This is a genomic window from Streptomyces sp. NPDC101165 (assembly GCF_044768135.1).
In the GTDB taxonomy this organism is placed as follows: Bacteria; Actinomycetota; Actinomycetes; order Streptomycetales; family Streptomycetaceae; genus Streptomyces.
Genome location: NZ_JBIWPG010000035.1, coordinates 1 through 20,756, shown reverse-complemented (window position 1 = coordinate 20,756; position 20,756 = coordinate 1). Strand labels below are relative to the sequence as shown.

The following is a 20,756-nucleotide window of genomic DNA, read 5'->3' as shown; positions in this document are numbered from 1 at the left end:
CGCAAAGCGCGAGGGTTGGGTGTGGGCTCCCGCTGGAGGCACCCGTCCCCGAGTCCTGATAGACGCACCCGCCGGGATCGGAGCCGGGGCTCGGCCGGAACTGTTGAGGAAGGTGGCCGACGCGACCACACACTGATCAGTGCCTCGCCGCAGGAGCCACTGAGAATTAGGGTGTTGGGGTGACTGTTGTTGAGGCGCTGGCACGTGTGCGCGTCAGTAGCGGGCGCCCTGTTGAACAGTTGGCATGCCATCCGCAGCTTCCCCTGGTTGCCGGCTTGGACTCGGAACGTCCGGCGGTCCACGTCTGGGGCTGCGAGGCAGGGCAGCTGCATGAACTCTGCACTGTTGGTGCCGAGTTGAGTGACTACGGCGATGCCGTCGGCTGGGACCGGGTGAACCGGACACCCGCTGTGGCATGGCATCCGGACCAGCCGCTGCTCCTGGTGGCGGGCAAGGGCAGAGTGATGCAGTGGACTCCTGCCGGGCTCTGCGAACTGGAAGGACTTCCGCCCACCGCCTGTTACCGCAGTCTGGCATTCAGCCCGGACGGTCAGACCCTGTGGGCATCGCCGTCGTCGGGTGATGAAGGCAGCGCATGGGAGAAGTCTGACGTCCTCGACCTTGCTTCGGGAACCGTCCGTACCGGCCCTCGCTGGGACACCGGGGTTGCGGAGCATCCCGCGGGCGGGTTGGTGGCCACGCTCTGCAGCGATCAAGGCGCGACACTCGGGCTCTTCGCGCGGGTCGATCTCGAGACTGCGCCTGCTGCGATGCGAGTGCTCCGCCGGGCGCTGATCTTGGATGCCGACGGCTACGAGGCGCCGGTCTTCAGCGCAGACGGACGCCATCTTGCGATCAGAGGCAACGCATACGAGAACTCACTGGAGGTGTTCGAGTTTCCTTCGCTTCACCGCGTTCTGGCAACAACGCTCGGCGAACCCAGCCCGGGCTACCCATACCCGCAAGAGTGGCTGGATCAGATGCACGCCTGGTCGCGACACAACCTCGCGTTCGGATCCGAACCCGGCGTGCTTTGGATCGGAACGCCCACGGGGACTCTCGTCGAAGCCAACCTGAAAACTCGGCACACGGTCGAGCACGATGTGCTGGCCGGCTCCCCGGTGACCGCGTTGGGCGCCACGACGACAGGTGATCTCGTCATCGCCGGCGGCGGAGGCGATCTTCTGCTCTTGTCCGTGCGCGTCGGCTCCGCACAGGCCGATAGCACGGACGGCGATACGTCGAGGGCCGCAGTCACAGCGTTCTTGGACGCCACCTCCGAGGTACCTGACGACGGCGACCTCGAGACACACCTCGTCGTCAGCGACGGGCCCGCACCTGGGAATCAGATGACCTTGCAACAGTGACCACCGCAACCGCAGCAGATCCGACCTGGCTGCAACTTCAAGCAGCTGTCAACAACATGCGCGACCAGGACAAGTGACCACTCGAAGACGAAGAGTCACCCTGAGCGGCAGCGCCCACTGTCCCGGGATCGGCCAACCATCGGACGGACTGCGCGCTCGGACGTCCAGCCCGCCGGGAACGTTTCCGTGGACCCAACTGGGTACGTCCCAGCTCAGGACATCTCAAGGGCAGGAGGAAGGCTCGCGCTCGTGTATGTGTCCGCGATGCTGAACACGCTGGCGTAAGCCGGGCACTCCGCACGGCCAAAGACGTGCCTGATCCCCTCGGCGAGTCGCTGCTGCTAGTCCCGGATGGCTGTGGCGTGCATCCATCGGCCCGGGCCGCGAAGCTCATCGGCCGTGGCGGAGTCACCCTTTCGGCCCCGCGGGGCCGGTGGCCGCGGCCCGCGCGGCGGCTGCCGCCTCCAGCAGGGACCAGCCGTCGATTTCCACCACCTGCCGCCCCTCCGGCTGCCACCCGCGGGTCGACGCCACGTCGAGCAGGGCTCGGACGGCGCCGGGTTCGTGCAGGTTCAGGGAGGCACCCCGAACGTACCCCACGTCTCCAGAACCCAGGGGAGCCCCGCCCGGGACGTACCGGCCCGGGCCCTGGGTGAAGACGATGCGCAGTAGGCCGCCAGTGCCGGCTGGCTGCGGGCACAGCGTGAGGGTCTCGCAGCATGACCGGCCGCTGTCCGCCACGCTGTGGCTGTGGCGGAGCTTCCACAGATACGTGCGCCCGTCGGCAATCAGCCGACGGGCCTTCTTCGGATTGCGGGGCATGGAACCCAGGGTACGCAACCTGATCCACAAGCCCCTAGCGGTGGCCGGACTGCGATGAGACGAACAGGAGGGTCGTCAAACTTTGGTGAGACCGGTCAAGGCCCTATGAGACAGAACAGTTCGGGAGTCACCCGCCGGTCGTCTGCATGATCAATGTCGATGAGATGTGATGTCACCGTGTCGCCGCCTGCGTTCGTAAGCCGCTCCCGGCCGGGGCACCCCACCAGGTCTCTCCACTAGGCTTGCCGCCGATCGCCAACTGGGGCTGCAACGAGGCCGGGAGAGAAACTTCGTGGTGAAGGTCCTGATCGCCGGGGGAGCCGGTTACATCGGCAGCACGGTTGCCTCGGCCTGCCTGGACGCAGGCATCACCCCCGTGATCCTCGACAGCCTGGTTCGGGGGCGCCGTGAGTTCACCGAGGGCCGCACTTTCTACGAGGGCGACATCGCGGACGGGGCACTGGTCGACCGGATCTTCTCAGAGCACCCGGACATCTCCGCAGTGGTGCACTGCGCGGCACTGATTGTGGTGCCCGAGTCCGTCGCTGACCCGATCGGCTACTACGAGGCCAACGTGGCAAAGAGCCTGGCCTTCGTCAGCCACCTGCACCGCAACGGCTGCGACCGCATCATCTTCAGCAGCTCAGCCTCCATCTATCGGGCCGAGGACGGATCGCCCGTCGACGAGGACTCACCGCTGGCGCCGCAGAGCCCCTACGCGCGGACCAAGGCCGTGTGCGAGGAGATGTTCGCCGACATCGCCGTGGCAGGGCCGCGCGTGTTGTCTCTGCGCTACTTCAACCCGGTCGGGGCCGACCCTCAGCTGCGTACCGGGCTCCAGCTCAAGCGGCCCAGTCATGCCCTGGGTGTGCTCATCCAGGCACACGAGGAAGGCCGTCCGTTCCCGGTCACGGGGACGGACTACCCGACACGCGATGGCTCGGGCATCAGGGACTACGTGCACGTCTGGGATCTCGCCGCGGCCCACATCGCGGCGATCGAGCGTTTCGACTCCATCCTCGTGGGGTCAAAACGCTCGATCGCAATCAACCTGGGCACCGGCTCGGGAACCACGGTTCGGGAGTTGTGCGCGGCGTTCAACGACGTCGTCAGCACGCCCCTGGTAACCATCGACACCGATCGGCGACCCGGTGACGTCGCCGGCAGCTACACGAAGAGCGACCGGGCGGCCGAGCTGCTGGGGTGGACGCCGAAGCTGTCCCTGGAGGACGGCATCCGGTCCGCCCTGGACTGGATGCCGGTGCGCGACGAACTGTTGAAGGACGTTGTGCTTTAGCCTTCGGCTCGGTGCGGCCAGGCTGCGGCGGAAGAGGGGTGACCCTGCTCGTGAGCGCGTCTGGCCGGTGCCGCGGACGGCGGCGTAGAACGACTCCTTGAAGGTGCGCCCGCCGGTCGAGTGCCTTTGCCGGCGATCTTCTTGAAGGTGCTGAGTTCTCGATGTCGTTGTCACGTCCACGAGGACACGATGAAAGTCCGGGCGGCCGTCCGCTGCCGCAGCCTGACGTTCCGTCGGACGGAGTCGGCGGAATCGTTCCCTCATGGACTGAACGGGGGGAGGGGCGAGGTGACGGCGACGCGTGAGGGGGACTGATGGGCGCGTCCCCCTTCGTCGCAGCCCCCGTGTCGTCCCCATGACGTACGGAAGAACGCTCTTGCTCACCTCGGTCGCGGTCGCCTGTGTCGTCGCGACCGGCGTGCCCGCATCCGCTGACGCACCGGGCGAGACCCGCCTCGCAACCGAGGTGACGACGGGTCTGCTGCGCCGTCCGGACGTCGCTTTCCGCGTACTCATCAAAGTGCCCAGCCAAGTACAGATGAACGTGCTCAGCTGTGGTGTCTGCCCGCTGTGTGGAGGTCCGTAAAGCGCTTTGCCAGATCAATCCGACCGCGCCTATGGTGCGACGACGTCGGAGTCGGCGCCCAACGAACGGCGCCTGGAATACGGGGGCGGTCGTCGTGGGCGTGTTTGTCCGGATCAGGGGCTGGCTCGAGTGCGATGACCGGCAGCTCATCCGGGTCAAGGAGATCGTCGGAGCGGACGATCCCGAGCGGACTTATGGCGGAGGCTGGGCCTTTCCCGCGAGGCAGTACAACTTCACCAATTGGGTCTTCTTCGGGGCCGAGATGCGCGCGCAGTCCGCCGACTGCTTCCTGGAGCAACTGCGTCGTCTGGCGCGGGTCCCGGCTTCCGACGACGACAATGACCTGATCACCGGACTGTTCCTTGTCAGCCACGAGTCCGATGGCATGAGCGAGTGGCAGGTCCGCGACGGCATCGTGATGATCGGAGTCCCGAGCGGGGCGTATCAGTTCCTCGACGAGTAGAGCCGGTGAGAAGCCTTCGGCCCGGGCCGCGTTGGTGTTGCGTTCCATGGCGGCGAGGCGGTTCTTCAGCCGGTAGCTGGGGCCGTTGATGGAGTGTATCCGTCGCCGTGAGAAGTCCCGGTGCGGTGGAACTCGATGTGATCGACTGGCTCGACGGCGACGAATGACGCGAGAAGTGGTTCCAGGAGGCAGTGGGGGCATTCTTCCACCACGCGGAATCGGTGTCGTGACGACTACCGCTCGGGTTCGTGGCGACCAGCAGGTCGCCACCGGTGTCGAGTTCAAGGCACATCCAGCGCAGCCGAGGTTCGTCGGACCGGCGGTGCAGCTCTTGCTCGACGTCCGTCTTGTCGGCCTCGACGGGCCGTGTCAGCGCCCAGACTCTCCACCAGCCGGTCCACACGCTCGCGGCTGTGCAGGAAGCGCAGTGTCAGCAGCATCGCGACCAAGTCGGCGGCATACCACCCCATGCGCCAACCGTGGATGTCATCGTTGGAGTAGATCAGCACGCCGATCAGGGCATACAACCCCGGCACCAGGATGCGCCACCGACGTGGCCACGCCGTAGTAGGTGGCGAAGGGCACCACGATCAGCCCCAGCAGCTCCGGTTCTCTCATCCCCGCCCCTCTCGCGCCGCACGCGCAAACCCAGCCTGGTCATATGGGCAGTTGACGGACGCTACTCAGCGCAGCACGGCTGCCAGCAGGTCGGCGCCTAACGCCGTCAGGTCGGGCAGATTGAGGGTGTAGCGGACGTAACGACCGTGCCGTCGAGCCGTGAGCAGGCCCGCGCGGCGCAGGACGGCGAGGTGGCGGGACACTTCCGGGGACGAAAGATCCCAGAAGTGGGCCAGCTCGCCGGTGGTGTGCGGGCCGCGGGCCAGAGTGCGCAGCAGCCGCAGCCGTACCGGATGCGCGAGCGCCTCCAGCCGCAGGGTGACCGTCTCCAGAGAGACCGGCTCGGCCGGACTCGGCTCGGCCACGGGGTACTGCACCACCGGATGCCACCCGGGCGCGTGGACCGCCACCAGGTGCGGGCGGCCGAAGACGCTGGGGATGAAGGTGACCCCGGCGCCCCGGGCGGCGGTTGCCTTGTCCTGCACCTTGTCCACGATGATGGAGTCGCCGTCCGGTGTCAGGGTGACCGCGCCGGAGACCGAGGCGAGTGCCGCCCCGACGCCGTGCCGCCTGAGCAACTCGTTCTTCAGCCGCAGATCGGTGGCGAGCTGCACTGCGACGCCCGCCCAGGCGCCGTCGAAGAAGGCCTCGGCGCACTCTTCGAGAGTGCGGCGCACCCGCGCTCGCACCGCGGCCGGGTCCGCGAGCAGCCGTTCCGCGAAGGCCTCCTGCAGCGCGCCGCGGGCCTGGGCCACATCCAGGGCCCGCTCGCGCGCAGTCGTGTCGGTGAGCGGCGACGCCCCGGGGAAATGGAGCCGGTCGCTGCCGCAGGTGGTGACGAGCGCGGCGGTCACATACGTCTCGTCATCGATCCGGTCCACGTCGTCCAGCTCCTCGGCGAGGGTCGGCCGGGGCCGCGCGGGGATCAGGAAGTCGGCCTGTGAGGAACGCCAGAGAAACTCCGCCTCCCTGAGCCGCTCGGCCAGCTCCGGCCGCAGCCCGGCCCAGACGTCCGCGGCCCAGCCGGCGAACTGCGGATGATGGCCGGGTTCCGCCAGTACGTGCAGCATGGCGGTCAGCTCGGCCAGCGGGGAGGCGGCGAACCGCACTCGTTCGGACGGCAGACCGCTGATGTCGATCCTCAGCGTCATCCCCCCATCATCACCGCCCGGACGGCCTGGTGACGGCGTCGATTGACGATGTGCGTCAACCGACGTGCCCTGCCCCAGCCGCCGAACGCACCGTCTGAGCCATGGCAACCACCACCAGAATCCAGCCCCGCGCCCTCGTCCGCGCCTCCGGAGGCCCCCGCTATGCCGTCGCGCTGGCCGTGGACGCGCTGGGCACCGGCCTGCTGCGGCCCTTTCTGCTGCTCTACGGTGTGACGGTACTGAGGCTGTCCGCTCCGGTCACCGGCACCGCCATGACGGTCGGCATCGCTGCGGGTCTGGTGTGCATGCCTGCAGTGGGCCGATGGCTGGACCTCGGCGCACGCAGCACGGTCGTGGCAGCGTCGATGCTGGTACGGGTGCTGGGTGTGGCGCTGCTGCTGGCCGCTCCAGCGGGACACGTCTGGCTTTTCGCGACGGCGGCACTCTTCCTCGGTATCGGCAACCAGGCATGGCCTGCCGCCCACGCCGCGCTCGTGGCCACGGTTGCCCACGGCCGAGAACGCGACACCGCCCTCGCAGCGGGCCGGGCCCTGCGCAACGCCGCCCTGGGCGTCGGAGCGCTCCTCGCCACCGTGTGCCTGGCGGGCGGCACCACTGCACTGCGGGCGCTGGCAAGTGTTACTGCGCTCGCCTATCTTGCCGCAGCCGCCTTGGCGTGGTCGGTCCACGTGCACGCACATCCAGCGGAAACTGCCCTGTCCAAGGACCGGGACGACGAGCCCGCACCCCGGATGCGTGCGCTGCTGGCCGCCAACGTGGTCTACGTCTTCTGCCTCAACGTCCCCGAGATCGCGCTCCCTCTGGTCCTGGTGACACAGCTGCACGCATCCCCGGTGTGGTCGGCAGGCATCTTCGTGGCCAACACGGTGCTGGTCGTCACTCTGCAGGTGCCGGTCACCGTCCTCATGTCCCGCTTCTCCCGGCGGACCGTGCTGGCCCTCTCCGGCGTGGTGCTCGCCGTGTCCTACCTCGGCTTTCTCGCGGCGACCTCACTGGGACACGGCTGGGGTGCCCCGGCCATCGCCACGGTGTCCGTGGTCTGCACCATCGGCGAGATCATCTACGCCGGCAGCGCCACCGCACTCGTCACCGCACTCGCCCCGGCCCATGTCCTGGGACGCGCCCTCGCTCGCTTCCAGCTCTCCACGGGCTTCGGCCTCGCCGTCTCCCCGGCGGTCATCACCGCTCTCGCACCGCTGGGCCCGGCCGCGCTCTGGGGCAGCCTCACGACTGCGACCCTCCTCTCCGCGTCCGCCGTCGCCACCGAGAAGGCCTAGGGGCGCCTTGCCGATCACGCGTCGAGCCAGATGCGTGTGCCGGCCAGGGTGATCGCGGCACGATAGAGGCTGGGCTGCTTGTCGTAGCGGGGGTGGCGATGCCCCGCCACTGCTTGAGGCAGTGGAAGCAGCGTTCAACCACGAGACGGCGCCGGTAGACGGCCTTGCCGAAGCCGCAGCGGCGCTCGCCGCGCCGTGCCCGGCCTGCGAGTTGGCCGACACGCACGGCTTCGCGGGAGCCTCCTGCTCGGCCGGCTCTTGCCGGTGGTCGGCGCGGACGAGTTCGGGGTCGGGCCGTAACATCCATCGGAGTCCAACCCGTGTGCGGCCAGTGCTTGGTGATCGGGATGCAGGCGGTCACGCAGCTGTGCGGGACAGATTTTGTTCTAGCTGCTACGAACACGGCGAGGCGGCGGTACGTTCGCGGGGATTAGAGGTTCGCGCGAGGGGGCGGGGATGCTGGAAGCGGCGATGACGGCGTTGACGGCGGCGGGCGGTGCTGCAGTGGTGCAGGCCGCGGGGACGGACGCGTGGGCGGGGTTCAGGTTGGGGGTGGCCCGGCTGTTGGGCCGCGGGGACCAGACGCGCGAGGACGCGGAACTGGAGCGCTTGGACCAGACGGCGACCGTGCTGGAGGCGGCAAGTTCGGCAGACGCTGAACTCGTGCGGATCCGTCAGGAGTCGTCCTGGCAAACCCGCTTCGAGACTCTGCTGGAGAGCCTGACAGGTGAGGAACGGGGCCAGGCCGCCGGCCAACTCCGCGCTCTCGTCGAGGAACAGACCAACGCAGCCGGTGCAGTGTCGGCAGGGGACGGCGGTGTCGCTATCGCAGGGAACGCGAACGTCCAGGCCGACCGCGGGGGTATAGCTGCCTGGGCCATGGGAGACGTGACCGTAAACCCTCCGTCGCCGGGTACGTACCAGGGCTGAGCGCACCCGGCGTCCCCCCGCCCCCGCAGATCACCGCCCACACCGCGATCTACGCTGACCGCCAAGGGCTGGCCATCGGCCACGTCGACCAGGTCACCCACTACGCAACGCCCCGGAGCCCGGCCGGGTGGCCGCATCAGGTCGGGGTCATCCCGCCTAGGGCACGGTCCTTTCAACACCGGCCCGAGGGGCAGCGACTGCGGTCGGCGGTCCAGGGCGGGGGCTCGGCGGTGCTATGCCAGGTACTGGTCGGCACGGGCGGGGTGGGCAAGACTCAGCTCGCCGCTGACTATGCGAACGCCTTCTGGGAGAACCGCGCGCTGGACGTGTTGGTGTGGATTACCGCGTCCACCCGCTCCGCGGCCGTAACCGGCTACGCACAAGCCGGCGTCGAGCTTCTCTGTGCCGATCCCGCCGATCCGGAGCACGCCGCGAAACAGTTCCTGGCCTGGCTTACGCCCAAGGGCGCCGCCCGGCCTTGCAGGTGGCTGGTCGTCCTGGACGATGTCGCCGACCCTGCGGACCTGCACGAGCTGTGGCCCCCAACCGTTCCGAACGGCCACACGGTGATTACCAGCCGCCGAAGGGACGCAGCCGTGACCGGCCGCGGCCGCCAGGTGGAGGTGGGCGTGTTCACCGAGACCGAAGCCCTCGCCTATCTCACTGACACGCTGGCTGTCCGCGGCCGGACCGAACCCAGCGACCAGCTGGTCGCCTTGGCCCGGGACCTCGGATACCTGCCCCTGGCCCTCTCACAGGCCTCCGCCTACCTCACTGACGCTGGTCTGGACTGCGCAACCTACCGCCGCGAGCTGGCAGACCGGGCACGAGCGCTCGCCGATCTGCTGCCCGAACCCGGCGCCCTGCCCGACGACCAGCCGACGCCCGTCGCCGCCGCATGGTCCCTCTCCATTGACCGTGCCCAGAGTCTCCGTCCAGCCGGACTGGCGCGCCCCATGCTCCAGCTGGCCGCCATGCTCGACCCCAACGGCATCCCCGCGTCCGTCCTGACCAGCCTGCCCGTCCTCAACCACCTCACCGCATGCCGTGCCAGAGCCGACACTCCGCGGACGACGACAACGCAACAGGAACTCAGCCAGGCCCAGGTCACCGTCGAGGAGGCGGAGAGGACGCTGCGGGTGCTGCACCGCCTCAGCCTGGCCGACCACACACCCGGGACCCCTCACCAGGCCGCGCGTGTGCATCAGCTGATCCAGCGCGCCGTCCGTGACCAGCTCTCCGCCAATGGACTTGGTGAACTCGTCCGCATCGCCGCCGACGCCCTGACCTGCGCTTGGCCGGCCCTTGAGCGAGACACCAGCTACGCCCAGGCCCTGCGCGCCAACGCAGCCGCCCTCACCGGCCACGCCGGGGACGCCCTGTACCAGCCGGACGCGCACAGAGTGCTGTACCGCGCAGGCACCAGCCTCGGCCAGACCGGCCAGGTCACCGCAGCTCGTGACTACTACCAGCACCTCTCCGAAACAATCCGCCACTACCTCGGCTCCGACCATCCCGACGCCCACCGCAGCCGAAGCCACCTCGCTTGGTGGCGGGGGGAGGCAGGTGATGCGGCTGGCGCCGCCGAAGCGTTCGCGGAGCTGCTGCAGGACCAACTGCGCGTGCTGGAACCCGACCACCCCGACACCCTCCGTACCCGGCACAACCTTGCCGAATGGCGGGGAGAAGTGGGTGATGCGGCTGGTGCCGCCCAAGCGTTCGCGGAGCTGCTGCAGGACCAAATGCGTGCGCTGGGACCCGACCATCCCGACACCTTCACCACCCGGCACAACCTCGCCTGGTGGCGAGGACGGATGTGTGATGCGGCTGGCGCCGCCGAAGCGTTCGCGGGGCTGCTGCAGGACCAACTGCGCGTACTGGGACCCGACCACCCTCATACCCTCCGTACCCGGAACAACCTTGCCTGGTGGCAAGGGGAGGTGGGGGATGCGGCCGGCGCCGTCGCTGAATTTGCCGGGATCTTGCAGGACAGGCTTCGAGTGCTGGGCCCCTGGCATCCCGACACACTCCGAACCCGCCACAATCTTGCCTGGTGGCGGGGGCGGGTAGGGGATGCGAGTGGCGCCGCGGCCGAATTCGCCGACATCTTGCAGGACCGGCTTCGCGTGCTGGGAGCCGACCACCCCGACACCCTCCGTACACGAGGCCATCTCGCCTGGTGGAGAGGGGAGATGGGGGATGTGGTCGGGGCCGCCTCAGCGACTGCGGGGCTGCTGGAGGACCAATTTCGCGTGCTGGGACCTGACCACCCCCATACCCTCCGTACACGAGGGCAACTCGCCTGGTGGAGAGGGGAGATGGGGGATGTCGTCGGGGCCGCCTCAGCGACTGCGGAGCTGCTGCAGGACCAACTTCGCGTCCTGGGACCCGACCATGCAGACACCCTCACCACCATGCAGAACCTCACGCGCTGGCATGGGGAAGCCGCGGATGCGGCTATTGGTGACCAGCTACGAGGTCCGGTCCGCTGACCAGCTCCCTTCCCGTCGGCTCACGTCGTGGGCCTGGTGGAGTGAGGGCAGGTCAGCTCCCGTTCGTGCTGTTGAGGGCGTGGGTGTACTGCTCATCGGCGACTGGTTCGAGCCACGTGGTGCCGTCGCCATCGGCGTCGCCCACGACCATGGCGATGTGCGCCATGAGCGTGGTGTCGGTGCCGCCGTGCCACTGCTCCTCACCGGCCGGGCACTTGACGATCTGTCCGGCTCTGACACGCACGACGCTGCCGTCGCGGGTACCGACCAGGCCGACCCCGTCGGTGATGTAGAGGGTCTGGCCGTTGGCGTGGCTGTGCCAGTTGGTGCGGGCTCCAGGGGTGAAGCGGACCAGGGCGGCGGCGAGGCGGGCGGGTTCGGTGGGGGCTTCGATCATGTTGAGGTAGACGTCGCCGGTGAACCGCTCGGCGGGCGCCTTGGCCGTTGCGGTCGAGGTGACGTGTTCCATGGTCTTCATCCTTGTCAGGTGGGGGTGTTGGCCGGGGCGGGAGGAGAAGGCAGGTTCAGGAGGAGTCGCGGTGGTCGGCGATCTTCTTGAGCTTGTTGATCGCGGTCATGGCGTTGGGCCAGCCCGCGTAGAAGGCGAGATGGGTGATGGCTTCGGACAGCTCCTGCACGCTCAACCCGTTGTCCAGGGCAACGCCCAAGTGATAGTCGAGTTGCTCACTGCGGTGGAGGGCGGCCAGCGTGCTCACGGTGACCAGGCTCCGGTCGCGGGGCGAGAGACTGGGGCGGTTCCAGATGTCACCGAAGAGAACGTCGTTGGTGACCTCGACGAGCTTGGGAGCGATGTCCCTCAGTTCCTCGGGCGCGGACTGTTCGGGCATGGCGGGGCTCCTTGTTCTGCAACGGTCTGATGGTGCCGTGGAAGGCGAGCGGCTACTGGGCGGTGTAGCCGCCGTCGACGGGCAGGGCGATTTCGAGTGCGGCGCTCTTGGTCAGGCCGATGACGCCGTGTTCGGAGGCGTGGTAGGCGGCGCGACCGGGGTTGCCGACGAGGCCGCCGAGGCTGGAGCAGTTGGGACGAAGCTCGGGCGCTGCGGCAGGGCCGGCTGCGGCTGGATGCGGACGCGGTCGGCGTCGGCCAGGCGTGCGATGTCGTCCCTGTGGGTGAGGTGGCCGATGATGACCAGGCCCGGTGAGGGGTGTCCGTCGCGGTAGAAGAGGGCCAGGTTGCCCCACGGCGCGTAGAAGGCCAGGTCACCGGCCTTGGGATCGGACGACGCCGGGGCGCCCTCGGTGCTCAGCTTGCGCGGCAGGTCGGCGACGCGCTCGGTCCCCTGGAAGTCATCGAGATGGATTGTGAGCGGTAGCAGCAGGGCGAAGTCCCGCGCGGTGGAGCTGTCGTTCAAGGTGGTGTCCACGCTGTGGCCGTCGAACGTGAGCTGGATGTACATGGCACTGTTCTCCTCGGGGGGTTCGGTCGTCGGCTGGCCGGTCGCGAACTGCCGCGGTGAACCCTGGGCGGTGATGCCGCGGGCGCGGTGTCCGGCGTGCTGCCGCACGCCGCCACGGCCGGCATCAGCGCCACGGCCGGGACCGCGTGAGCACCGGTACGCCGGGCAGAGCGGGCCTATGACAGACCCCTCCGGCAGTCGGCCATCGGTTCGGCGTAGTACCGAAAGCCGCCCCGATCGGTGTGCAAGCTGTACAGCCGCTCGGCCGGCGCAGTCGGGCTCGAGTGTTCGGAGTCCGGGCTGATGGCTCCGGGCACGATGAGCTGGGCGGCGTGAATGTTCTCGCCCGTCGGCGCGTCGTGGAGCATCGCCGTACGCGCCTTCACCGGCGAACGCGATCGAGGTACCCGCACGGTCGGGGTGCGGGCGGACCGCGCTGCCGCCGTTGACGAACAGCAGCGTGCCGCGCACCAGCGCCCGCATCCCCGGCAGGACCGCATCCACGCAGGTCAGCAGGCCCTTGATGGAGAAGGCGAGCGGATCGTCCAGGTCGGCCGGGCTGGTGTCGAGGACCGGCTTCATGAAGTCGGCGCGGGGCACCGGGCTGAACTGCAGGATCTCCACCGACCCCAGCCCCTCACCGGCCCGCAGCAGGACGGTGCTGAGGGAGTCGGGGTTGAGGACGTCGGCGGTGTAGCCGCGGGCCTGGATTCCCTCTCGGTTCAGCTCGGCCACGAGAGAGTCGAGGTGCTCGGCGTTGCGCGAGAGGAGGGCGACGGTGTGGCCGACGGCGGGCGCAGGCCAGGCCGAGGCCGGGACCGGCGCCGACGAGGGCGAAGGTCGTCATGAAAGTTCATCCGAATGATCAAAATGGGGTCAGTCAGCCTCAAGCACGCCGCTCGGGCGGGCGAGCTCCCCTGGTCAGGGCTTCAGGAGCGCCTTGATGGCCCTGCGCTCGTCCATCGCCCGGTAGCCCTCGGCGACCTCATTGAGCGGCAGGGTGAGATCGAAGACCTTGCCCGGCTCGATCGCGCCGGTCAGGACGCGGTCGATGAGGTCGGGCAGGTACCGGCGTACGGGGGCGGGGCCGCCGCGCAGCCCGACGTGGGAGAAGAACAGTTCCTGGCCGTCGACGGCGACGTCGTGGGGGACACCGACGAAGCCGACGTTGCCGCCCGGGCGGGCGGAGTGCAGGGCCTGCTGCATGGCCTCGGCGGTGCCGACGCACTCCAGCACGCTGTCGGCGCCGATCCCGCCGGTGAGCGCCTTGATGCGCTCGACGCCTTCGTCGCCACGCTCAGTGACGATGTCGGTGGCGCCGAACTTGCGGGCCAGCTTCTGCCGGCTCTCGTGGCGGGACATGGCGATGATGCGCTCCGCGCCCATCTCCTTGGCGGCGATCACCGCGCACAGGCCGACCGCGCCGTCCCCCACGACCACGGCGGTCGAGCCGGGCTTCACCTCGGCGGCGTCCGCGGCCCACCAGCCGGTGCCCATGACGTCGGAGACGGCCAGCAGGCTCGGCCACAGCTCCTCGCCCGGCACTTGGTCGGTGGCGACCAGGGTGCCCTGGGCGTTGGGGATGCGCACGTAGTCGGCCTGGCAGGTGGACATGAATTCGCGGTGCAGGCAGCTGGACTGGAAGCCGTTCTTGCAGTTCGCGCACGTGTCGTCCGAGGTGGCGAACGAGCCGATCACAAACTGGCCCGGCTTGACCGAGGTGACCTCGGAGCCGACTTCCTCGACGAAGCCGACGTACTCGTGGCCCATCGGGTGCGGCTCGTCGGTGGGCTCCAGGCCGCGATAGGGCCACAGGTCCGAGCCGCACACGCAGGTCACGGCGGTGCGGATGACCGCGTCGGTCGGATTGAGGATCTTAGGGTCGTCCAGCGTCTCGAAGCGGATGTCGCCGGGGGCGTAGATCATTGCGCCGAGCATGAGTGAGATTCCTTTGCGAGCCGAGGCGCCGTACCGGGGTACCGGCCGTCGCCGAGTGTCAGAGCCTGGTGGCCTTGTGCCCGACCGGCTCACGGCCGGGCGACAAGCACCACGTCATCCAGGTAACCCGCTCTCGGCGCGCGTAGCGAGGCACGGTCAAGGGGTGTACTGCCAGTACATCGCTGTGGCCGCGTACGGGACGTACCGTCGAAGGCGTGGACAACCGAGCAGAGGTCCGCGAGTTCCTGACCTCGCGGCGAGCCAAGATCACCCCCGAGCAGGCGGGCCTGCCCTCCGGTAACCGGCGCCGGGTGCCCGGCCTGCGGAGGAGCGAGGTCGCCGCGCTGGCCGACATGAGCGTGGAGTACTACTCCAAACTGGAGCGCGGCAACCTCGCCTGCGCTTCCCCGGCCGTCCTGGAAGCCCTCGCCCGCGCCCTCCAGCTCGACGACGCCGAACGCGCCCACCTGCTGAACCTCGCCCACGCGGCCGACGGCTCCGATGCCCTCACCCGCCCCCGACGGCGTTCCCCCCAGTGGAAGGCGCACCGCAGCCTGCAATGAGTCCTGGACGCCATCACCGCCGGCCCGGCCTTTGTGCGCAACGGCCGCATGGATCTGCTCGCCACCAACCAGCTCGCCCGCGCCTTCTACGACGATGTCTACGCCGCACCCCACAACCAGGCCAACCTGGCCCGGTTCAACTTCCTGGACCCCGCTTCCCGGCGCTTCTACCCCGACTGGGACCAGGCCGCCGACGTCGCTGTATCGATCCTGCGCACCGAAGCCGGCCGCAACCCCCACGACAAGGGTTTGCACGACCTCGTCGGCGAGCTCTCCACCCGAAGCGACGAGTTCCGCACCCGCTGGGGCGCCCACAACGTCCGCCACCACGGCACCGGCACCAAACGCTTCCACCACCAGGCCGTAGGCGAACTGACCCTCGCCTACGAAGGACTGGAGATGGCCGCCGAACCCGGCCTGACGCTCACCGTCTACACCGCCGAACCCGGCTCACCCTCCGAGGAAGGGCTGCGGCTCCTCGCGTCCTGGGCCGCCACCCGAGACGTCGACGCCACGGAAACTTCCGCGACGAGCTGAGCCCGGTGTCGGACGTCGTTTCACTTGGTGAGTCGGCGGCAGTTGATGAGGCTGGTGGTGACGGGGGGGGAAGTGTTCGGGCTTGCGTGGGTAACGCCGGTTGCCGGGCGGGCACGGTGCGTGGTCCCATCTCGCCATGAGCAGAGCCGCGGACGTCATCGTGCTGGCCCCTTACTGTGACGACGTGATGGAACCGCTGACCCGAGAGGAACCCGGGCGCAGCTGGCGGGGGCGGTTCGAACCGGTGCAGGCCCAGGAGGGCGGTTTCGGCTACGGCTGGGCGATCGAGTTCGACAAGGCGCGGGGACGGTCCGGGCTGCTCAAGGATCTCGAGTCGCTTCCTTGGCCGCATCCGGGCGGGGTGCAGGTGCTGATCCGCGACCAGGACGACGACTGTTTTGGCCTGTGGATGCTGCACGACGGCAAACTGGTGGAGGTGCCGTTGCCGCGCACGGAGCGGTTCCACCGGCCTGCACCGCCGACCGAGCAGTTCCCGCCGGACCCCGGGATGCTGCTGCGCACTGACATTCGCCAGCAACTACCCGAGCAGACCCCGTCGGAGCTCCGGGACCCCCGCCCGGCCTGGTAAGACATCGTCTCCATTGGACCGTTGGGTCGTTGTGCTGCTCATGACGAGCTTGATCGAGCGGTTGGTGCCGGAGGAGTTGTGGGTGTTGTTCCGGCGTGTGGTACCGGAGAGGCGGTCATACGCCCGCAGTTGGGCGGGCGGCGTCGGGCGGGGGATCGTGAGGTGCCGGCGTCGGTCGTGTTCGTCACCACGACCGGGTGCACTTGGCGGCAGTTGCCTCCGGTGTTCGGCCCGGCCTGGCCAACGGTCCGCCTGGCGAGGCAGAGCAGAGCCTGAGTGTGCTGCTTGCCCTGGGCGATGTATGGCCGATCTATTGGATGCTCCAGCGGTGCGGGTGAGAGGGATCTGTGGGGCAGGCGAAGATGTTGAGCTCACCCCAGCGGCCCACGGTGACCTCGGTCGGAGTGGCGTACAGGTGTGTGGGCAAACTCTGGTCTTCCAGCGGCTTCCAGCTGCCGCTGCCGCCATCCCATTCCGAGCTGTCAATGGTCAGCAGCAGGTGCATCGGTGTCGCGCACGTCAGACAGCCCATGGGGGACGGGTCCGTGGTGTGCCAGGAGGCGAAGCCGCCGACGCGCCAACCTGGTGGGATGGACAGGTCGTACTGATAGCCCACCGCCGCGGCCACATCGTCGTCCGCCGACTGCTCGGCTTCCTCCTCCAGTGCCTCTTCCCAGGCATCGATCCGAGCGCACAGGTCCTCGCCAAGGAGGCTGGCGAACGGGTAGGTGGCCACCTGCTCCGGATACAGCACACACGGCTCGGGCACGTACCCATCGAAGCCGACGACCTGCGGCTGTGGCGGTGACGTCTGCACCTCGGTGACCTCCCACGAGCGGCGCCAACGCAGGTCGAGCAGCATGCCGTGGCGGCTCGGGCCGTGCGCGTCGAAGGGACACCAGAAGACCTGGAGCAGATCGCAGTCGTCCGGCCCGGCCGGCAGATCGGGGATATCTCTGCGGTACAGCTGGGCAAGACCGATCAGCGGCAGTGGAGCGGTCGCATCAGCTTCTTGACTGCGATGTTTCTGGTCCAGTTCCTCCAGCAGCTGCCGTTCCTCGTCTGTGGGGCCCGGGTTCGATTCGCGGAGCCATGCAGAAGCCAGGATCTGCCGCCGTCGGCGGATGTCCGCCGGGCGTCGGCCACGCGCATGGCTGTGAGGCTCGGTGCACACCGGCCAGGGTTCGTCCGTCGGCCAAAGCAGCGGGCCGCCTACGGAACTGGCCACTGCGTCCGGTCGGCCCGGGCGCGGATGGAGCCGGGTGGTGGTGCCTCGGTGGGTTGCCAGCTCCGGGAAGAGCAACTCGACATCGAGCGGGCGTGGCGGTGTGGTCCTCGACATGCATGTGACCTTAGGCAGTCGCCAATCGCCATGATTCAGCGCCCCCGAAGGCACCGACCTTCTACACCAGCGCTGTTGGAACCCGCGAACATTTCGATGGGGTGCGGTTCCTTTCAAGTGACGGCCGCGATCAAGTGGTGAGGTCATAGCTCCGCTGGTGAGTACGTCAGGCGTCATGCCGAAAGACCATGCAGCGGGGAACCACGCCGCGTCGGGATACTGGGCCGATGAGCAACACCGATACAGCTGGGCCCGCGGCGTGCGGGTCACCGCATCCGCCAGCAGACCATCGGTGACGAGGACTCCGGCGCCGTCCTCCAGCGCCCAACCAGCAGGGAGCGAGCCGGCTGCTACGGCTGCTTGGTAGGAGGCGCGGCGACCCGGCTCGCTGTCGTAGTGCGGGCAGACCGACCCGGGCAGCAGACCCAACCCGTCCGGCAAGGACGTCAGCGGCCCGAAGGGGTCGGTATGCGAGCCTTCTGCCCAGCAGTTGGCGCCGGCGCTGATCCCGCACAACAGTGTTCCGCGGTCGTAGGCCTCCCGCAGCAGCCGGTCAACGCCGTGTGCACGCCAGACTGCGAGCAGGTTTGCGGTGTTGCCACCACCTACATAGACCACGTCTTGAGCAAGCAGGAAGGTTCGCAGGGCGTCGTCAGTACACGGAACCCTACGAGCGGACGGCTCCTCGAACCCTGCCGGGTCATCGACTGCGTCCGCAATCCAATAGACCTCCCGTACGTGCTACGTCCTGTTCCCTCAGGTCTCATCACACGGGTCCACCGTGGCTCCCCAAAGCAGCCACTCATCCCGCCAAGCACTGAGCCACCCCACCCCCTGTCGAGACAGCCTGCGTGGTGTCAGGCAGGCCATCTGGGCGAGTCGGTGACGGTCAGTTCTCGGCGCTTGCGCGCCGGGACTAGCCGGGATGCGGTGGTCATGGGAGGAGCCAAGTGGGAGGTCGGGGGACGGAACGGTCAGGACAGGTGCTTGATCGGGATGCCGATGCCGCCCTGGTTGACGAACGGATTGAAGCCCTCGAAGTCAATCCAGGGGAAGAAGATCCGTTCGTACCAGCGGCTGATCCAGCCCGTGCGTCAGCGACGCGTACAGATGCGCCCGTGACCGGTGGCTCGATCCCGGGCACCGAGCCTGGCTGGGGGAGCGTGGTCAGTTCTTGCGAGCCGCCCCGTCGGGCCACACCACGTCGACGGGGATTCCGGCCTCGCGGGCTTCGAGGACCGTGTCGGCCGTGCCGCCGCCCCTGCCCGTGGGTGGTTCGCCGTTCCAGACCGCGACGAACCGGTCGGCGCGTTCGATCAGGACGGTGTTGGCGGCCTCGTACGCCTGTCGGTCGGCGGTCTCGTGGGGGAGGACGAAGACTTCCTCGGCGGCTTCGACGAGACGGTCGAAGAGGGCCGCGTGGTGGGGCGTGACCACGTTCCTGCGGTAGTCCTGAGATGGGACGACGACGGTCAGATGTCCGCCGACGGCGAGAATTGCTTCGGCGAAGAGCGAGTCGGCGCCCTCGGCGATGCAGGAGACACCCACGAGGTCGCCGTTCCCGGCGTATTGTCCAAGGAGATTGCTCAGGGCTGTGCGAATCAGAGGGACGCTGTGCTCGGTCAGATCCATGTGCCCGGTCACCGCTATGGTCGTCACGGCCCTCGTTCTCCTCTTCAAGTCGGCAGTAGGTCGCGGATCCTATCGCAGCGATCTTCAGGAGAAGCCTGGCAGACGAGTCGGAGCATAGGTTGCTCCGCGACTTGGGCCCTAGATGAGCCCTTTGTTCACGAGAGTCCAATAGTGCTGGCCCAGCACCGTCAATTCGCAGGACTTGCTCTGCATGGCCGCATGCCACATGTGAGGGGCGTCGACGGGGTGGACGAGGTTCACCTTGACGAATTTCTGGAGTATGGCAAAGGTCGCTGTGTTGATGGGGTCGGGCGGCGGGATCAGCGGGTCCTGACTCTGCTCCTGGGTTCTTTCCGGCTCAAAAGAAGGATCGAGCTGGAGATTGTCATCGGGGTGCGGAAAGTGCTTAGTCAGTGATTGCAGATCCGCGAGCGCGATCGGAGGCTCTGTCTTCCTGAGAGAGACGAAAGTCTTGACATTCGTCTTGAAAACTGGCCGTTGCGCCCAGGGGCCCAGCGACTGATCGATATGGGCGTAGACGCTCCCGGGCGTGATATCTCCCACGAGATTCGCCGCAGCACCATTGAGTGCGTCGACGAACAGGCTCGTGAAGATGCCGGCGCCGCCGTCAGGTGTCTCGTAGGAGTTCTGATCGGCCGTAGAGGCGGTCAGGATTGTGAGACCGTCCGATATTTCGGCAAGTCCTTTCGTCATCGAACTGTTTCCTGCCACACCGCTGTGGCAACTGTCCAGGATGATGACCTTGTTCCTGGCCTGCGAGGCATTCGCCAGGGTCATGACCTCCGAGAGGGCGAGTCCGTCGTCTCCGGCTTCGCAGTCGCTAGCGCAGAGGAACCCTCCGGTGTCCTCCACGTACCCGTGACCTGCGAAATAGAGGAGAGCAATCTCGGAGTCGTCCGAAAAGAGCTGTCTCACCGCTTCCTTGAGGTCCCTTTTCCGGACGCTCCGCGCGGGGCCCGTTCCGATGAGTACGTGAGGTGCTGGGAAGTTGAGGGTACCGTCCGCGTTGCGCTCGATGGCGGCCTTTACCGAATAAGCGTCGTTTACGCAGCCGCTGAGGGGGCCCAGGTTGGCGTAATGATCGATTCCGACGATCAGAGCTTTACGCATAACCCCTACAGTGAGTCGATTTTCTGGCCACTGGAATCCATGGAGTCCTTGCTGGCGGGGGCGATTACATCGTCTGAGCGCCGGATTCGCGTACGGACCCGGTCCTTCCACTCGGTGGCATAGGGTTCCTTGACCGACATATCGATGAACTCGAATAGCGCTCGCGGGTGCAGGAACTGCCCCTTCAGGAAATCCCGCTGCCGTTCGTCCTCGGCAGCAAAGGCAATGAAGACGACTTTCGTCTCGCTCATCTTGCCCCCAGCTCAGATGATCTTCGCCGTGCATAAGATTTTGTGCGGATGACGCAGCCCGTACCGCGTGGCTGCCGATGGTACTCGCGCCGGCTCCTGTTTGAGCTGGTTTTTGACACATTGAGGTCTTTCAGTGAAGGCACCGATCGGGTGACAGCAACCTTGGCCACAACGCACAAGGCTCCCGTGCCGTTGAGGGAGACGTTCGAAGTCTCAACCCATCGGCGCAGGAGCCCTGTTGGTCCCTCATCCTGCCGCACTCGACCTGCCCCATGCGCTCATCGAGTGAGTCTCAATGATGGTGTCAAGCCGATTGGGGGGCCGGTGGGGT

At 67.8% G+C, this 20,756-nt stretch carries 17 protein-coding genes and 4 pseudogenes; 9 read left to right on the top strand and 12 right to left on the bottom strand.

Annotation, left to right across the window (positions count from 1 at the left end; all coding sequences use genetic code 11):
- The first annotated feature begins 179 nt into the window (after positions 1-179).
- The gene (locus tag ACIRVH_RS44115) at positions 180-1,367 is read left to right on the top strand and encodes a hypothetical protein (protein WP_403965980.1); all 1,188 of its coding nucleotides are present in this window, start codon (positions 180-182) and stop codon (positions 1,365-1,367) included.
- A gap of 408 nt (positions 1,368-1,775) precedes the next feature.
- On the opposite strand, the gene ACIRVH_RS44110 is transcribed toward ACIRVH_RS44115, so the two are convergent.
- Positions 1,776-2,189: a hypothetical protein gene (locus ACIRVH_RS44110; RefSeq protein ID WP_403965977.1), complete on the bottom strand. Its 414-nt coding sequence runs from the start codon at positions 2,187-2,189 to the stop codon at positions 1,776-1,778.
- A 292-nt stretch (positions 2,190-2,481) separates the two neighbouring features.
- On the opposite strand from ACIRVH_RS44110, the gene galE reads away from it, so the two are divergent.
- Positions 2,482-3,486 (top strand): UDP-glucose 4-epimerase GalE, encoded by a 1,005-nt coding sequence (galE, locus tag ACIRVH_RS44105; protein ID WP_403965974.1) that lies wholly within the window; start codon positions 2,482-2,484, stop codon positions 3,484-3,486.
- A 680-nt stretch (positions 3,487-4,166) separates the two neighbouring features.
- Positions 4,167-4,535 carry a hypothetical protein gene (locus tag ACIRVH_RS44100; protein WP_403965971.1) on the top strand — a complete coding sequence of 123 codons (369 nt, stop codon included), beginning with the start codon at positions 4,167-4,169 and terminating at the stop codon, positions 4,533-4,535.
- Positions 4,536-5,218: 683 nt separating this feature from the next.
- Here the strand turns inward: ACIRVH_RS44100 and ACIRVH_RS44095 are convergent.
- On the bottom strand, positions 5,219-6,304 hold the full coding sequence (locus ACIRVH_RS44095) for a DUF5937 family protein (protein WP_403965968.1): 1,086 nt from the start codon (positions 6,302-6,304) through the stop codon (positions 5,219-5,221).
- Positions 6,305-6,405: 101 nt separating this feature from the next.
- On the opposite strand from ACIRVH_RS44095, the gene ACIRVH_RS44090 reads away from it, so the two are divergent.
- From ACIRVH_RS44090 to ACIRVH_RS44080, 3 genes are all read left to right on the top strand, one after another.
- The gene (locus ACIRVH_RS44090) at positions 6,406-7,602 is read left to right on the top strand and encodes an MFS transporter (protein ID WP_403965966.1); all 1,197 of its coding nucleotides are present in this window, start codon (positions 6,406-6,408) and stop codon (positions 7,600-7,602) included.
- Positions 7,603-8,058: 456 nt separating this feature from the next.
- On the top strand, positions 8,059-8,532 hold the full coding sequence (locus tag ACIRVH_RS44085; RefSeq protein WP_403965963.1) for a hypothetical protein: 474 nt from the start codon (positions 8,059-8,061) through the stop codon (positions 8,530-8,532).
- 263 nt (positions 8,533-8,795) lie between these two features.
- The gene (locus ACIRVH_RS44080) at positions 8,796-11,024 is read left to right on the top strand and encodes a tetratricopeptide repeat protein (protein WP_403965955.1); all 2,229 of its coding nucleotides are present in this window, start codon (positions 8,796-8,798) and stop codon (positions 11,022-11,024) included.
- 52 nt (positions 11,025-11,076) lie between these two features.
- On the opposite strand, the gene ACIRVH_RS44075 is transcribed toward ACIRVH_RS44080, so the two are convergent.
- From ACIRVH_RS44075 to ACIRVH_RS44055, 5 genes and pseudogenes are all read right to left on the bottom strand, one after another.
- On the bottom strand, positions 11,077-11,493 hold the full coding sequence (locus ACIRVH_RS44075) for a cupin domain-containing protein (RefSeq protein WP_403965952.1): 417 nt from the start codon (positions 11,491-11,493) through the stop codon (positions 11,077-11,079).
- Between the two features lie 55 nt (positions 11,494-11,548).
- Positions 11,549-11,872: a carboxymuconolactone decarboxylase family protein gene (locus ACIRVH_RS44070; protein ID WP_403965949.1), complete on the bottom strand. Its 324-nt coding sequence runs from the start codon at positions 11,870-11,872 to the stop codon at positions 11,549-11,551.
- Between the two features lie 111 nt (positions 11,873-11,983).
- Positions 11,984-12,442 (bottom strand): cyclophilin-like fold protein, encoded by a 459-nt coding sequence (locus tag ACIRVH_RS44065; protein ID WP_403966114.1) that lies wholly within the window; start codon positions 12,440-12,442, stop codon positions 11,984-11,986.
- 176 nt (positions 12,443-12,618) lie between these two features.
- Positions 12,619-13,289: pseudogene (locus ACIRVH_RS44060) on the bottom strand (SDR family oxidoreductase).
- A gap of 74 nt (positions 13,290-13,363) precedes the next feature.
- On the bottom strand, positions 13,364-14,380 hold the full coding sequence (locus ACIRVH_RS44055) for a zinc-dependent alcohol dehydrogenase family protein (RefSeq protein ID WP_403965946.1): 1,017 nt from the start codon (positions 14,378-14,380) through the stop codon (positions 13,364-13,366).
- Between the two features lie 215 nt (positions 14,381-14,595).
- On the opposite strand from ACIRVH_RS44055, the pseudogene ACIRVH_RS44050 reads away from it, so the two are divergent.
- The 3 genes and pseudogenes from ACIRVH_RS44050 to ACIRVH_RS44040 form a co-directional block, all read left to right on the top strand.
- Positions 14,596-15,480: pseudogene (locus ACIRVH_RS44050) on the top strand (helix-turn-helix transcriptional regulator).
- Positions 15,481-15,616: 136 nt separating this feature from the next.
- On the top strand, positions 15,617-16,069 hold the full coding sequence (locus ACIRVH_RS44045; RefSeq protein WP_403965943.1) for a hypothetical protein: 453 nt from the start codon (positions 15,617-15,619) through the stop codon (positions 16,067-16,069).
- Positions 16,070-16,109: 40 nt separating this feature from the next.
- Positions 16,110-16,300, top strand: a pseudogene (locus tag ACIRVH_RS44040) (transposase); the annotation flags it as partial.
- Between the two features lie 79 nt (positions 16,301-16,379).
- On the opposite strand, the gene ACIRVH_RS44035 reads toward ACIRVH_RS44040, so the two are convergent.
- The 5 genes and pseudogenes from ACIRVH_RS44035 to ACIRVH_RS44015 form a co-directional block, all read right to left on the bottom strand.
- Entirely contained in the window at positions 16,380-17,411 is a 1,032-nt protein-coding gene (locus tag ACIRVH_RS44035; protein WP_403966111.1) for a hypothetical protein, read from the bottom strand.
- 237 nt (positions 17,412-17,648) lie between these two features.
- Positions 17,649-18,065, bottom strand: a pseudogene (locus ACIRVH_RS44030) (Type 1 glutamine amidotransferase-like domain-containing protein); the annotation flags it as partial.
- A 513-nt stretch (positions 18,066-18,578) separates the two neighbouring features.
- Positions 18,579-19,070 (bottom strand): hypothetical protein, encoded by a 492-nt coding sequence (locus ACIRVH_RS44025; protein WP_403965940.1) that lies wholly within the window; start codon positions 19,068-19,070, stop codon positions 18,579-18,581.
- Positions 19,071-19,181: 111 nt separating this feature from the next.
- The gene (locus ACIRVH_RS44020; protein WP_403965937.1) at positions 19,182-20,174 is read right to left on the bottom strand and encodes a caspase domain-containing protein; all 993 of its coding nucleotides are present in this window, start codon (positions 20,172-20,174) and stop codon (positions 19,182-19,184) included.
- Between the two features lie 5 nt (positions 20,175-20,179).
- A complete protein-coding gene (locus ACIRVH_RS44015; RefSeq protein ID WP_403965934.1) occupies positions 20,180-20,425 on the bottom strand; it encodes a hypothetical protein in 246 nt (81 codons plus the stop codon).
- Positions 20,426-20,756 lie beyond the last annotated feature (331 nt).

Excerpts from the sequence above, each read along its gene's own strand:
- ACIRVH_RS44110 (WP_403965977.1), bottom strand. The coding sequence starts at position 2,189 with ATGCCCCGCAATCCGAAGAAGGCCCGTCGGCTGATTGCCGACGGGCGC.
- ACIRVH_RS44095 (WP_403965968.1), bottom strand. The coding sequence starts at position 6,304 with ATGACGCTGAGGATCGACATCAGCGGTCTGCCGTCCGAACGAGTGCGG.
- ACIRVH_RS44090 (WP_403965966.1), top strand. The coding sequence starts at position 6,406 with ATGGCAACCACCACCAGAATCCAGCCCCGCGCCCTCGTCCGCGCCTCC.
- ACIRVH_RS44085 (WP_403965963.1), top strand. The coding sequence starts at position 8,059 with ATGCTGGAAGCGGCGATGACGGCGTTGACGGCGGCGGGCGGTGCTGCA.
- ACIRVH_RS44075 (WP_403965952.1), bottom strand. The coding sequence starts at position 11,493 with ATGGAACACGTCACCTCGACCGCAACGGCCAAGGCGCCCGCCGAGCGG.
- ACIRVH_RS44070 (WP_403965949.1), bottom strand. The coding sequence starts at position 11,872 with ATGCCCGAACAGTCCGCGCCCGAGGAACTGAGGGACATCGCTCCCAAG.
- ACIRVH_RS44065 (WP_403966114.1), bottom strand. The coding sequence starts at position 12,442 with ATGTACATCCAGCTCACGTTCGACGGCCACAGCGTGGACACCACCTTG.
- ACIRVH_RS44055 (WP_403965946.1), bottom strand. The coding sequence starts at position 14,380 with ATGCTCGGCGCAATGATCTACGCCCCCGGCGACATCCGCTTCGAGACG.
- ACIRVH_RS44045 (WP_403965943.1), top strand. The coding sequence starts at position 15,617 with ATGAGCAGAGCCGCGGACGTCATCGTGCTGGCCCCTTACTGTGACGAC.
- ACIRVH_RS44035 (WP_403966111.1), bottom strand. The coding sequence starts at position 17,411 with ATGTCGAGGACCACACCGCCACGCCCGCTCGATGTCGAGTTGCTCTTC.
- ACIRVH_RS44020 (WP_403965937.1), bottom strand. The coding sequence starts at position 20,174 with ATGCGTAAAGCTCTGATCGTCGGAATCGATCATTACGCCAACCTGGGC.
- ACIRVH_RS44015 (WP_403965934.1), bottom strand. The coding sequence starts at position 20,425 with ATGAGCGAGACGAAAGTCGTCTTCATTGCCTTTGCTGCCGAGGACGAA.